Annotated in this window: 11 protein-coding genes; all 11 read right to left on the bottom strand. The window is 53.9% G+C overall.

The genetic code is table 11. From position 1 onward, the window contains the following. Positions 1-94: 94 nt before the first annotated feature. Positions 95-700 carry a 3-isopropylmalate dehydratase small subunit gene (gene leuD / locus NZD86_RS06795; protein ID WP_268045749.1) on the bottom strand — a complete coding sequence of 202 codons (606 nt, stop codon included), beginning with the start codon at positions 698-700 and terminating at the stop codon, positions 95-97. Beyond that, positions 678-2,120: a 3-isopropylmalate dehydratase large subunit gene (leuC, locus tag NZD86_RS06790; protein ID WP_268045748.1), complete on the bottom strand. Its 1,443-nt coding sequence runs from the start codon at positions 2,118-2,120 to the stop codon at positions 678-680. Before leuC ends, leuD begins: the two co-directional genes overlap by 23 nt. After that, positions 2,098-3,204: a 3-isopropylmalate dehydrogenase gene (leuB, locus tag NZD86_RS06785; RefSeq protein ID WP_268045747.1), complete on the bottom strand. Its 1,107-nt coding sequence runs from the start codon at positions 3,202-3,204 to the stop codon at positions 2,098-2,100. Before leuB ends, leuC begins: the two co-directional genes overlap by 23 nt. Before the next feature lie 11 nt (positions 3,205-3,215). After that, entirely contained in the window at positions 3,216-4,760 is a 1,545-nt protein-coding gene (locus NZD86_RS06780) for a 2-isopropylmalate synthase (RefSeq protein WP_268045746.1), read from the bottom strand. Further along, the gene (gene ilvC / locus NZD86_RS06775; protein ID WP_268045745.1) at positions 4,738-5,928 is read right to left on the bottom strand and encodes a ketol-acid reductoisomerase; all 1,191 of its coding nucleotides are present in this window, start codon (positions 5,926-5,928) and stop codon (positions 4,738-4,740) included. The genes NZD86_RS06780 and ilvC overlap by 23 nt, the downstream gene beginning before the upstream one ends. Then, positions 5,822-6,352, bottom strand: coding sequence for an acetolactate synthase small subunit (gene ilvN / locus NZD86_RS06770; protein WP_268045744.1), 531 nt, complete (start codon positions 6,350-6,352; stop codon positions 5,822-5,824). Before ilvN ends, ilvC begins: the two co-directional genes overlap by 107 nt. Next, a complete protein-coding gene (gene ilvB, locus NZD86_RS06765) occupies positions 6,349-8,067 on the bottom strand; it encodes a biosynthetic-type acetolactate synthase large subunit (protein ID WP_407655243.1) in 1,719 nt (572 codons plus the stop codon). Before ilvB ends, ilvN begins: the two co-directional genes overlap by 4 nt. 38 nt (positions 8,068-8,105) lie before the next feature. Next, positions 8,106-9,773, bottom strand: coding sequence for a dihydroxy-acid dehydratase (ilvD, locus tag NZD86_RS06760; RefSeq protein ID WP_268045743.1), 1,668 nt, complete (start codon positions 9,771-9,773; stop codon positions 8,106-8,108). A 35-nt stretch (positions 9,774-9,808) separates the two neighbouring features. Next, on the bottom strand, positions 9,809-10,702 hold the full coding sequence (gene ilvE / locus NZD86_RS06755) for a branched-chain-amino-acid transaminase (RefSeq protein ID WP_268045742.1): 894 nt from the start codon (positions 10,700-10,702) through the stop codon (positions 9,809-9,811). Between the two features lie 370 nt (positions 10,703-11,072). Beyond that, entirely contained in the window at positions 11,073-12,365 is a 1,293-nt protein-coding gene (locus NZD86_RS06750) for a homoserine dehydrogenase (protein ID WP_268045741.1), read from the bottom strand. A 149-nt stretch (positions 12,366-12,514) separates the two neighbouring features. Further along, the gene (locus tag NZD86_RS06745) at positions 12,515-13,489 is read right to left on the bottom strand and encodes a PfkB family carbohydrate kinase (protein WP_268045740.1); all 975 of its coding nucleotides are present in this window, start codon (positions 13,487-13,489) and stop codon (positions 12,515-12,517) included. Positions 13,490-13,516 lie beyond the last annotated feature (27 nt).

The following is a 13,516-nucleotide window of genomic DNA, read 5'->3' as shown; positions in this document are numbered from 1 at the left end:
CTGTCCCTATGTCTGTAAAGGACGCGACGCATGTTTCAAACACTCCTAGCTCTCTCTTTTGGAAATGAAGTCCCGTATGTTTCCCTAGGTAAACTTAATACACAAATTGATAAGCCTGTCTCTTCTCTTCGTAGCTGTTGATGGCGCTCTGGTGTTCCAGTGTCAGCCCAATTTCATCTAGTCCGTTCAGAAGCATGTGCTTTTTGTGCGGATCGATATCGAACGACAGCTTGAATCCGTGTTCCGTCTCAAACGTTTGGGCTTCCAGATCAACCTTAGCCGAATCCCAGTCGCCCCGGGCATGACTTTGAGCCAGTTCGGCCCGAACGTCTTGGGGAATGGTGATGAGCAAGACACCATTTTTGAACGAGTTATTGAAAAAGATGTCTGCAAAAGACGGTGCCAGAACGACACGGAACCCATAGTCCCGCAGGGCCCACACCGCGTGTTCCCTTGACGAACCACAACCGAAGTTTGCGTCCGCCAAAAGAATGGATGCACCTTGCGCTCGCGGGGTGTTCAGTTCAAACTGCGAATTTTCGTTGCCGGATCCGTCAAAGCGCCAATCGTAAAAGAGAAATTCACCAAAACCGTCGCGCTCAATGCGCTTGAGAAACTGTTTCGGAATAATTTGATCTGTGTCCACGTTTACGCGGTTTAAACACACGACTTTTCCCTCATGCAAGATGAGCGGCTCCATGTGCGAATCCCCCTTCCTTGACTGCATCCCACTTGCTCACATCGACAAAATGTCCTTCGATGGCAGCCGCAGCGGCCATTGCCGGACTCACCAAATGCGTCCTCGCGCCGCGCCCTTGTCGGCCTTCAAAATTGCGGTTGGAAGTCGAGGCGGATCGTTCTCCTGCCGGGACAAAGTCCGAATTCATAGCGAGACACATGCTGCAACCCGGTTCACGCCATTCGAATCCAGCTTCCAAGAAAATCTCGTGCAAACCCTCTGACTCAGCTTGCCATTTCACTGACTTCGATCCCGGCACAACCAAGGCTCGAACACCGTCAGCCACTCTTCGGCCCTTCACCACTGCTGCCGCAATCCGCAAATCCTCGATGCGAGCATTCGTGCAAGAGCCGATAAACACGTGCTGAACAGGTATATCCGCGATGCGTGTTCCCGGCTTCAGGTCCATATACTCGAGTGCTTGTGCCAAAGCGCGTTTCTCAACGGTCGACTCAAAGTCATCCGGACTCGGCACCACATCATTAATGCTTCCGCCCATGCCTGGATTGGTTCCCCAGGTCACTTGTGGGGCCAAAGTGGATACATCAAAGACGATATCCTTATCAAACACAGCGTCTTCATCCGATTTGAGTGCACGCCACGCCTCTACGCATGTATCCCATTCAGCGTCTCGCGGCGCATGTGGCCGGTCCTTTACGTAAGCAATTGTGACATCATCTGGGGCGATGAGTCCCGCACGAGCACCGGCCTCGATGGACATATTACAGATAGTCATACGCTGTTCCATACTGAGCTTGCCGATGAGACTGCCAGCGAACTCGATGACGTGTCCAACACCAAAATTCACGCCATTCTGAGCGATGATCGCAAGGATGACGTCCTTGGCAGTCACACCTGGCAGAAGATCTCCCTCAAGTTGCACCCGGATGGTTTTCGGCTTCGTCTGCCAGAGGGTCTGTGTTGCCAGAACGTGTTCCACTTCACTTGTGCCGATGCCGAATGCAAGTGCTCCAAACGCACCGTGCGTCGACGTGTGGCTGTCACCACAGACGATGGTTTTGCCAGGCACAGTCAACCCGAGTTCCGGACCGATAACGTGGACAATACCTTGATCCGGACTGTCGAGATCGGCTAGTTGAATGCCAAACTCTTCGCAGTTTTGGACGAGCGTTTCAATCTGCTTCTTAGCGATGGCGTCTCGTACATCATGTGGGTTTTCCGTTGGAACGTTGTGATCCATGGTGGCAAAAGTCTGGTTCGGTTGGCGAACTTTCCGCCCGGAAAAACGCAGACCTGCAAACGCCTGCGGAGAAGTTACTTCGTGAACTAAGTGCAGATCGATGTAGATGAGATTTTGCCCGTCCGGCAACTGTGTTACTAGGTGCGCATCCCAAATTTTATCGAACAGCGTTTTTCCCATATGACTCTAACCTCCCTCTAACATCGGACCGAACTCGCGAGCTGATCTCTTTCGTGCCGAGCCATTCCTCACCAGGCCCGGCCAAGTCGCGCGTGCGACAACCACTTTCGATCACGCTGAGCACCGCATCCTCTACCTGCGTCGCCACTTCATCTAAGTGGAGCGAATGGCGTAGGAGCATGGCGACCGACAAGAACGAGGCTAGTGGATTCGCGATGCCCTTGCCTGTAATATCGGGCGCGGAACCGTGTACAGGCTCGTACAACCCAGGTCCGTCAAGCCCGATACTCGCAGACGGCAGCATGCCAATCGAGCCAGTCAAGACGGCCGCTTCGTCACTCAAGATATCACCGAACATGTTTTCGGTAACGACCACGTCGAACTGGTTTGGCCGCTGAATCAGTTGCATGGCCGCACTGTCGACAAGGATATGTTCCACCTCAACGTCGGGATATTCGGGTGCAAGGTCGTTGACCACTTCTCTCCACAGACGGCTCGACTCGAGAACGTTCGCCTTGTCGACAGAAGTGAGCTTCTTCCGACGCCCTTGCGCGATCATGAATGCCTGTCGCACCACCCGCTCGATTTCCCCGCGCGTGTAGTACAAGGTATCGACGACGGCAGCTCCGTCTTCAACCCGTTTCTTCGGTTGTCCGAAATATAATCCACCTGTTAGCTCTCGCACGATGACCATGTCCACCCCGGACAACAGTTCCGGCTTCAATGGCGAAGCCAAGAGCAGGCCCGGCCACGTTTTGATAGGTCGAAGGTTCGCGAATACACCCAGCTGTTTGCGTATGCCGAGGAGTCCTGCCTCCGGTCGAGTGGACCCTGGCAAGTGGTCCCACTTGGGGCCACCGACCGCCCCAAGCAATACCGCGTCTGACGCCTTACACAGGGCTACAGTCTCATCGGGAAGGGGTGAACCCGTTGCATCATAAGCCGCTCCACCGACAAGCGCCTCATCGAGCGTCCACTGTTCGCCCAAAGCCTCTGCAATTTCCTCCAGCAAGAGCCGCGCTTCGTGCGTGACTTCGGGACCAATTCCGTCACCTGGTAGAATCGTGATTCGTCGTTTGCTCATAGCGTCCACTCCTATACTTGCGCGGTCATCGTGACAAGTTGTTCGTCATCCAAACGTTCCTTGATGAGAATTCGGTTGATGGCATCTAAGAAAGCCTTGGCAGAAGCCGATAGCACGTCACCATGCACCCCGCGCCCTGTAACGACTCTGTCGTGATACGCCACTTTCACGTACACCTCGGCCAATGAATCCCTGCCGCCAGTCGTCGATTGAATCCGGTAGTCAATGAGATGAATCGGCGTGTCGACGACTCGTTCGATGACGTTGTAGATTGCTTCAACCGATCCGTTGCCCGTCGCGGCCTCCCGAATGACCTCGCCGTTCGGTCCGCGAACGCCCAGTGCTGCAGTCGTCTCGTTTAAACCGTAAGAGACATGGAGAAATTCCAACTCGTACTTGTGTTCTTCGATAGACGACTCCAGCAACAGAGCCAAGATATCATCGTCAGTGACTTCCTTTTTCGTCTCTGTGAGCGCCTTGAAGGAATTAAATAACCGATTAAATTGCTGCTCGGATAGCTGCAAGTTGAGTTCTTCACACTTTTCCTTGAATGCGTGACGACCGGAGTGCTTGCCGAGCACCATGCGGTTGGATTTCAGTCCGACCATCTCGGGTCGAATGATTTCGTATGTCTCCGCGTTTTTCAGGACACCATCTTGATGGATACCTGACTCATGTGCAAAGGCATTGTTGCCGACGACGGCCTTGTTGGCTGGCACGGCCATACCTGTCAATTTCGCTACCAATTTGCTCGTCAGAGCTGTTTCAGTCAAATTCGCGCGTGTCTCGATTTGATACACATCTTTGCGAATGGCGAGCGCGACGAGAATCTCTTCAATCGCCGCGTTTCCAGCCCGCTCGCCGATCCCGTTCAGTGTGCCTTCCACCTGCTCCACACCAGCTTCGATGGCGGCGAGACTGTTGGCGACGGCGAGGCCGAGATCGTCGTGACAGTGTGCCGAAAGCTTGACGCCGGCGAGGTTGGGTACGTTTTCTCGAATGTATTGGAACATCCGTGCGTACTCAGCAGGTGTTGTATAACCAACTGTATCGGGGAGGTTTACCACCCGCGCACCTGCGTCGACGACTTCGCGGATGATGCGTACAAGGAAGTCCCAGTCACTTCTTGTGGCGTCCTCAGCCGACCACTGGACCACGGGAAAGCGCTCTGCAGCATACCGTACGCAATCCACTGCAGTTTGGACGACTTCATCCGGCGTCTTGCGCAATTTATATTCCATGTGAATGGGTGACGTTGCGATAAACAGGTGCAGCCTTGGCAAGGCGGCACCGCGAAGTGCTTCCCACGCGGCGTCAATATCCGACTTTGTGGCGCGAGCAAGCCCTGCCACAGAACAATCCTTCACACGAGCGGCAATCTCTTGTACAGCTTTAAAATCGCCTTGAGAGGAAGCCGGAAATCCGGCTTCCATGATATCCACGCCAAATCGTTCCAATTGCAGGGCAATTTCGACTTTCTCACTGCCGTGTAGATTCACACCAGCTGACTGTTCACCGTCTCGCAGGGTTGTATCAAACACGTCCAGTTTGCGCACTCGATACCGCCTCCTTGGCTTTCTGCCCACGTGGTTTGGTTTGAATGAACGGCATCATGGCACGAAGTTCACGACCAACCACCTCGACCGGATGTTCCTGTTCACTGCGGTTAATGGCATTGAACATCGGACGGTTCGATTGGTTTTCCAGAATCCAACTCTTGGCAAACTTGCCGGTTTGAATATCTGACAAAATCCGCTTCATCTCAGCGCGAGTCTCATCCGTGACGATCCGCGGACCAGTCGTGAAGTCGCCCCACTGCGCTGTGTCGGAGATGGAATACCGCATGTATTCCAAGCCGCCTTCATAGATGAGATCGACAATCAGTTTCATTTCGTGCAAACACTCGAAATAGGCAATCTCTGGCTGATAACCTGCCTCGATCAATGTCTCGAACCCTGCCTTGATCAGCGCCGATAAACCCCCGCAGAGCACTGCCTGTTCGCCAAACAAGTCGGTCTCGGTCTCTTCGCGGAAGGTTGTCGTCAAGACACCAGCGCGAGCCGCGCCAATGCCGCGTGCGTATGCGAGAGCCAATTCCAGTGCTTGACCACTGGCATTCTGAGCAACGGCAACCAGTGCCGGAACGCCACCGTCCGCTTCGTAAACGCGACGAACCAGGTGACCTGGGCCCTTTGGCGCGACCATGAATACGTCGACGTCAGACGGCGGTTCAATCTGCGTGAAGTGAATGTTGAACCCGTGCGCGAATACGAGTGCTTTACTGCTGTTCAAATACGGACGAATCTCCTGTTCATAAACCGCGACTTGGCGCTCATCCGGCAAAAGGATCATAATGACGTCGGCTTCCTCCACTGCCTCTCCAACGGGAAGAACCATAAATCCGTCTTCAACCGCACGTTCCCATGACGATCCCGGTCGTAGACCAACAACGACGTCGAAGCCGCTGTCGCGGAGGTTCAGTGCGTGAGCGTGGCCTTGTGATCCGTAACCGATCACAGCGATTTTTTTGTTCGAGAGTGGTTGCAATGAAATGTCTGCGTCATAGTATACTTTTGCCATTTGTGTTCGCTCCTCTATCTTCTGGTGGTTTTTCTGCTTAAATCGAGAGTATTTGCCCCTCTGTGCTACGTTTCCCCTCGGACACGGCCGTCGCGTCTCTGGGCAAAGCGGTGAGCCCAGTGCGAGCGAGTTCCTTGATGCCATAGGGTCGCAACAGCGCGATGAGCGCTTCCACTTTGTCAGCCTTGCCCGTCACTTGAATGGTGATGGTGTCGCGACCGACGTCAATGATGGAAGCTCGAAATGGTTCAATGAGAGACGATATCGTCGCTCGTTGTTGCAGTGGGCTGTTCACCTGGATCAGCGCCAACTCGCGCGCCACCATCGGTTGGTCCGTGAGATCAGTCACTTTCAAGACGTCGATTTGTTTGTACAGCTGCTTCATTACTTGCTCTAGCGCCGTTTCATCCGTATCGCTCATGACGATGGTCATGCGCGACAATCCCGGTGTTTCGGTTGTCCCAACGGTTAGGTTCTGAATGTTAAAACCCTTTCGCATAAACAAAGCGGTCATGCGATTGAGAACACCGGCCTTGTTGTTGACGATGACGGAGATAATTCGATTCATGGCTTCACACCCACCATTTCATGCAGCCCGGCACCTGGTGCAATCATGGGATACACGTTCTCAAATGGGACAACGAGGCACTCGAGCAGTCCTGGTCCCGGGCTCGCGAAGAATTGTTCCAGACCCGCGACGAGTTCAGCGTCCTCTGTGATGCGCATACCCTGAATCCCGTATGCCTCAGCCAACTTTAAGTAGTCAGGCTGCCACGGAACGAGCGAGCTCGAATACCGTTTTTCGTAGAACAACTCTTGCCACTGTCTCACCATTCCCAGAGCGCCGTTGTTGACGACAACTATCTTGACAGGAATGTCGAGTTCAGCGACGACGGCCAATTCCTGCATCGTCATTTGGAACCCTGCATCGCCGACAATGGCCACGACGGGTGTTTCCGGTCGACCAATCTTGGCACCAATGGCGGCCGGGAGACCAAATCCCATCGTCCCCAAGCCCCCCGACGTCACCCAGTTGTTGGGTTGATTGAACGGATAAAACTGGGCCGCCCACATTTGGTGCTGACCGACGTCGGTGACGACGATGGCTTCTCCGTTCGTCACCCGAGCGATCTCGCTGATGAGCCGCTGCGGCTTCACCTCGTGCGAGTCCTGCACGTACCAAAACGGGCATTCTGAGCGGATGGCGAATAGTTTTTCCCGCCACTCGGTGCACTTCGGCGGCTCACAATCACGATCCATCATCAACCGCAATGCTTCCTTGACGTCTCCCACGACAGGGATCTGTGTTGGTACGTTTTTCCCGATCTCGGCCGGATCGATATCCACATGCACCACAGTTGCATTTGGTGCGAAATGTTCCAGATTGCCTGTCAACCTGTCGTCAAACCGCGCCCCAAAGTTGATCAGCAGATCCGTTTCGTAGAGGGCCGTATTGGCCGCTGCACTGCCGTGCATACCACCCATCCCTAAAAACATGGGATGATTCGCCGGAAAGCCACCCAGTCCGAGCAACGTGTTGACGACTGGAACGCCGTGCCGCTCTGCGAACGAACACAAGAGCTCGCTCGCATCAGCGTGGAGCACACCCGCACCAGCTAAGATCACGGGCCGTTTGGCGTTCGAAAGTGCGCTGAGGACTTTTTTGATTTGCATCACGTGCGGGACGACCGTGGGTTGGTAGCCGGGTAATTCGGGCGGATCGTCATAGATAAATGGTGCGACTTCGCTAGCTATGTCCTTTGGTATATCGATGAGGACAGGCCCTTTGCGCCCCGTGTTTGCGATGTGAAACGCCTCTTTGAAAATGCCGGGCAGTTCGGCCGCGTGCCGGATTTGGTAGTTGTGTTTGGTAATCGGTGTGCTGATACCGATGATGGACGTCTCTTGAAACGCGTCCGATCCGATAACGGATCGCGCGACTTGACCTGTGATGGCCACGATGGGCAGGGAATCTAACATGGCGTCGGCCAAACCGGTGACCAAATTCGTCGCCCCTGGTCCCGACGTCGCGATGACGACGCCCGGTCTACCGGTCACGCGCGCATATCCCTCGGCCGCGTGAATGGCCCCCTGTTCATGTCGCGCCAAAACGTGTCGAATCCCGCAATCATACAGTGCATCGTAAAGGGGCAAGACGGCCCCTCCTGGGTAACCGAAGATGACTTCGACCTGTTCTCTGCGCAGCACCTCGACTAACATGTCGCCACCCTTGAGAAATTGAGGTGTACTTGGTTCAGATACGAGTTTTTGTATATCCGACATGACACGCATGTCTCTTGCCTCCTCTCCAGTTTGGTTCATCAAATTTTCAAAACTGCACCGGTGTTGGCCGATGTGACCAAGTGGGCATACCGCCCTAAATAGCCCCGGTGAACCGGTTTATCCGGCAATGTAAACTCTGCTCGGCGCGCTTCAATCACCGCGTCGTCCACATCTAGGTGAATAGTTCTCGCCTTGATGTCGATACGGATGCGATCACCGTTTTCAATCAGCCCAATGAGACCACCCTCAGCTGCCTCCGGTGAAATGTGACCGACACAGATGCCGCGAGTCGCCCCGGAGAATCGCCCGTCCGTGATCAGGGCCACGTCGCGCCCAAGTCCACGGCCGACGATGGAAGACGTCGGTGCGAGCATCTCCGGCATGCCAGGACCGCCTTTTGGGCCCTCATAGCGAATGACCACAACGTGGCCTGCTTGAACCAATCCGTCGTTGATGGCGTCTTGTGCCTCGTCTTGAGAATCAAAGACGATGGCGGAACCTTCAAACACTTCAATGTCGGGATCGACCGCGCCTACTTTAAGGACCGCGCCATCCGGGGCTAAATTGCCATAGAAAATGGAGAGTCCACCTTCTTTGGAATACGGATCTTCGGCCTTGCGGATGACTTTGGTGTCGAGAATCTCAGCATCATGCACGCTTTCATAAAGCGTTTTGCCGCTGATGGTCAACCGATCTCGATGAACGGCATCCGTCTTCTCACACAACTCTCGTATGATGGCCGGCACGCCGCCTGCTTTGTGGACATCCTGCATGCTGTACTCAGAAGCAGGAGCAATTTTCGCGATATACGGAACCCTCTTGGCAATTTCGTTGACGTGCTCGAGGTCGTACTCAATGCCAGCTTCATGAGCAATGGCCATCAAGTGCAGGACGGTATTCGTCGATCCGCCCATCGCCATATCGAGTGCGAACGCGTCGTCAATCGCTTCACGGGTGATGATGTCGCGCGGTCGAACATCTTCTTGAATCATGCGAACGAGGTGGTGTGCTGCTTGGCGAATGAGGTCGTGTCGCTCCGCAGAGGTTGCGACAATCGTGCCGTTTCCGGGGAGGGCAATGCCGAGCATTTCCATGATACAGTTCATCGAATTGGCCGTGAACATGCCGGAACAGGATCCGCACGTTGGACAGGCGGCTTCTTCCAGTTCAGTCAGTTCCGCTTCGGACATCTTGCCGGATCGGTAGCGCCCTACACCTTCAAAGACGCTCGTCAGGGATAAGTTGTGCCCTGTGCGTGACTTACCGGCTTCCATGGGTCCGCCTGAGACAAATACCGATGGGACATTCGCTCGCACTGCGGCCATCAGCATGCCCGGGGTGATTTTGTCGCAATTCGGGATGAAAAAAACACCGTCGAACCAGTGTGCTTGAATCATTGTCTCGGCCGAATCGGCGATGAGTTCTCGGCTGGCCAGTGAATATCGCATGCCGATGTGCCCCATGGCGATCCCGTCGTCGACTCCGATGGTATTAAACTCAAACGGGATCCCGCCCGCTTCGCGAATGGCGTCCTTAACAACCTCCGCAAACTGTTTCAAATGAACGTGTCCCGGTATGATATCCACGTAGGAGTTACAGACACCGATAAACGGTTTCGGCAAGTCTGTGGGCCGCACGCCAGTTGCGTACAGCAGACTGCGGTGCGGTGCCCTATCGGGTCCTTTTTTAATCATATCGCTTCGCATGGGCAGTCTCTCCTAGAATTAAAGTCTCAAATGCGTTACGAGATGGCCTCCTGTGGATAAGCTTTCATGCCATCGCGTCGCGTACAAAGTTGAAAAACTTGGTGCAAGCGCTTGGTGATAGGTCCAGGTGTACCGTCACCTATGGTTCTGTCATCGCATTCCACAACGGGCACCATCTCTGCAGCCGTTCCGGTGAGGAAGACTTCGTCTGCAACGTACACATCGTGACGAGTAAACGATTGTTCTCTCACCGTGAGCCCAAGCTCCAGCGCCAAGTCAATAATGGTGGCACGTGTTATGCCTTCTAAAGCACCTAAGTAACAAGGAGGTGTTGTGATGACCCCGTCTCGCACAATGAAAATGTTCTCTCCCGAACCCTCCACGACGTACCCCTCACTGTTGAGGACGATGGCTTCATTTGCCCCAGCGGCAAGGGCTTCCATCTTGATGAGGATGTTGTTGAGATAGTTCAGCGTCTTGATTTTCGGGTTCAATGCATCCGTTCGGTTTCGACGCGTTGGCGAGGTCACCGTCTTAATCCCCTCTTCGTAAAGACTGGAGGAGAACATCGCCAACTGCTCAGCGATAATAAACACCCGAGCACCGTGACAAGTATATGGATTCAATCCCAAGTCACCAGTCCCACGTGTCACGACCAATCGGATATACGCACTCGAAAGGTGGTTCCGTCGAACTGTTTCGCAGACAAGCTCTGCCATTTCAACTTGGGAATACGGTATGTCCAGGAGAATCGATTTTGCAGAATCGTATAGTCGTCGGATGTGCTCCGCTAGCTTAAACACGTTTCCGTCATACGCTCGAATTCCTTCGAAAATTCCGTCGCCGTATAGAAGTCCATGGTCAAATACTGATAGCTTTGCATTTTCTCGATCAACAAACTCGCCGTCTAAAAAAATCTGAGAAGCCATGCAGAGCACCCCTTCCACTGTAAATTCGCCAAGACCATAGTTGAAATATTCGAACAAAAAGATGAAAGCAAGTCTCCTCGAGCCTTTAGCATTGCCCAGAAGTCCTGCTGCGGTGCGTCTTTAGCGACTTGTTGGTGATTGTAGTACGGGTATATGAAGGTGTCAATGCGTGTATGTTCTGACAACTAGCTTTGTAAACGCTTTCTGAACATTCCGAGAAAACGCTTACTAGCCGACCAAATCTAGCATATTTGATTTTTCAAAAAAGTTTTTCTGCCTTGCTGCGCTTGGGTTCTTCGGGATATTCATGTGAGCTTTTGTAACATGATTAGAGGCTCGAAAGGGAGAAAAAAAACCGGCTGTCCGAGGGTTACTCGGCAACCGGTTCGACGGGCATGACACATTCGACGGCATGTAAGTGTTCGAGCGCTTTCAGGTCGGCAATCATACGTCGCGCTTTGGAACTCGAAATATCGTGCGTCACAATGACGATCTCGGCACAGGAACCCCGCACTCGCTTCTGCAACACAGTTTCCATACTCGCATGGTTTTCACCAAATAGCTGCGCAATACTGGCGAAAACGCCTGGCTGGTCCTGCGCGAGTAAGCGGAAGTAGTACTTGTACCGCTCATCTTCCCTGTCCACGACAGGCTTTGTGGTGGCAGCGCCACCATTCGGGGAACTGACCACATACCCGAGTTTGAGATTGCGAATGAGCGAAATAATGTCACCGACAACCGCACTGGCCGTCGGCATCCGCCCAGCGCCCCTGCCAAAGAACATTAAGTCGCCTGCTGCATCTCCCCGTACGTACAGCGCGTTATACGCATCCGACACGTGTGCCAGCGGGTGAACTTTCGGTATGAGCGTCGGTCGCACAGCAAGGGTCAATTCTCCGCCGCGATCGCGTCCGACGGCCAAGAGCTTGATCACGTAGCCCAGTTCGTCCGCATAGCGCACGTCCGTAGCCGTGATGTGACGAATGCCCTCCACACGGACGTCCGACAAGTGCACCTGCGTCTGAAAGCCGATGGAGGACAGAATAACGAGCTTGCGTGCGGCATCTAAGCCGTCGACGTCACTTGACGGATCGGCTTCCGCGTAACCAAGTTCCTGTGCCATAGCCAAGGCTTCCTCAAAATCGATGTGGCGTGCCGTCATCTCGGACAAGATGAAGTTGGTTGTTCCGTTGATGATGCCTTTTAAGTCTGTCACTTCGTTTGCCGTGAGATTTTCCTTGAGGGGGCCTACAAGCGGAATGGCGCCACCTACTGCCGCCTCAAATAAGACGCTCACGCGGTTTTCCGCGGCGACGCGAAGAATCTCGGGACCATGCACTGCAATCAGGTCTTTGTTCGCCGTGACCACGTGTTTTTTACGTTTTAGAGCTTCCAGGATGTATGTCTTGGCGGGCTCAATACCGCCGATTGTCTCAACAACGACTTGAATGGCGTCATCGTGAAGCACGTCGTCTGGATTTGTCGTCAGCCGTTCATGCTCAAACGGCACACCTCGATCCTTCGTCGTATCTCGAACCAGGATGGTCTTGACGACCGGTCTCGATCCCGTCATATCTGCCACTTTGCCCGCACGCCGGCGCACTAGGGAAACAACCCCCGCCCCAACTGTACCGCACCCTAAAAGACCGATGTACAAATCCAACGGCGTTGTCTCCTCTCCTAAAACGAACGCAGAGTAGCTCCCTGTGTTGTCCCGTTTCTCTGTTGTGATTTGGAAAATTATTTTTTGTCCATACGGAAATATTTCGTCTATTTATACAACGGGTAAGCACCCCTGTCAAGGTAAATCTGTCACTTGAATTGCTCCCCGCCGCCATCTCTCTGTCGCTTCACGATTTCCTGTAGCGTGGGGAGTGCGCGAAAAGCACCCTTTTTGGTCGTCGTCAGGGCACCGGCCACATTGGCAAATTCCACAAGCTCTCTCAAGGCGGCGGCGTCAGTCCACCAGTGCTTGTCCGCCGTGTGCCTCGTCAGTCCATATAGAAATGCGCCCAGGAAGGCGTCTCCCGCGGCCGTTGTATCGACGGGATCGACAGCTATGGCCTCAACGTATCCAGTGCCCTGAGGCGTCGCATAGACGGAACCTCGATCTCCCAGCGTCACCAAAAACAGCCCCCGCGAGTTGCGCTGTCTGAGGCTTGCTATCCCGTCGTTTATATCCTCATATCCTGTCAGAAATCCTAACTCGTCGTCTGAGAGCTTGAGTATGTCCGCCTGCTCGATAGCCTCGAGCATCAACGTCCTCGCATCCTTTAAGGACGCCCATAGAAGGGGACGCAAGTTCGGATCAAACGAAATGAGACAACCAGCCTCCCGGGCGCGTTTAACTGCGTGCCAAGTTGCTGATCGAGCCGGCTCAGTCGTCAGTGACAAAGATCCAAAGTGGAACACCTTTGTCTGCGCAAACCACACATCCTGGATATCCGATACAGTGAGCTGCGTATCCGCGCCCGGGTTCCGTTCAAATGTAAATGATCGTTCTCCGTTCTCAGCCACTTGAACGAACGCGAGTGTCGTTCGGTGTGCATCGCGCAACAACGATGACGTGTCCACTGCCATATCCCGTAAGCAGGCCTCCAGGTAATCTCCAAAGGTATCCTGACCGACTTTGCCGATGAACTGTGTCGTACCGCCCAACCTCGAAACCATAGCTAAAACGTTAGCAGGTGCACCGCCTGCAGAGCCTTGAATACTCCGGGAGGCCAAGGAAGACGGACCTGTGATAGAAAAGTCAATTAGTAGTTCGCCTAGTGCAACGACATCCACATGTCCCACTCCCCCCTGCGCAAACAC

It is taken from the genome of Alicyclobacillus dauci (assembly GCF_026651605.1).
In the GTDB taxonomy this organism is placed as follows: Bacteria; Bacillota; Bacilli; order Alicyclobacillales; family Alicyclobacillaceae; genus Alicyclobacillus; species Alicyclobacillus dauci.
Note: the sequence above shows the minus strand (reverse complement) of the source record. Positions and strands in the feature narration are given on the sequence as shown.

Bases quoted from the DNA above. Each gene is read 5' to 3' on its own strand.
- ilvE (WP_268045742.1), bottom strand. From the start codon at position 10,702: ATGGCTTCTCAGATTTTTTTAGACGGCGAGTTTGTTGATCGAGAAAAT.
- ilvN (WP_268045744.1), bottom strand. From the start codon at position 6,352: ATGAATCGAATTATCTCCGTCATCGTCAACAACAAGGCCGGTGTTCTC.
- ilvD (WP_268045743.1), bottom strand. From the start codon at position 9,773: ATGCGAAGCGATATGATTAAAAAAGGACCCGATAGGGCACCGCACCGC.
- ilvC (WP_268045745.1), bottom strand. From the start codon at position 5,928: ATGGCATCAAGGAACTCGCTCGCACTGGGCTCACCGCTTTGCCCAGAG.
- ilvB (WP_407655243.1), bottom strand. From the start codon at position 8,067: ATGTCGGATATACAAAAACTCGTATCTGAACCAAGTACACCTCAATTT.
- leuB (WP_268045747.1), bottom strand. From the start codon at position 3,204: ATGAGCAAACGACGAATCACGATTCTACCAGGTGACGGAATTGGTCCC.
- leuC (WP_268045748.1), bottom strand. From the start codon at position 2,120: ATGGGAAAAACGCTGTTCGATAAAATTTGGGATGCGCACCTAGTAACA.
- leuD (WP_268045749.1), bottom strand. From the start codon at position 700: ATGGAGCCGCTCATCTTGCATGAGGGAAAAGTCGTGTGTTTAAACCGC.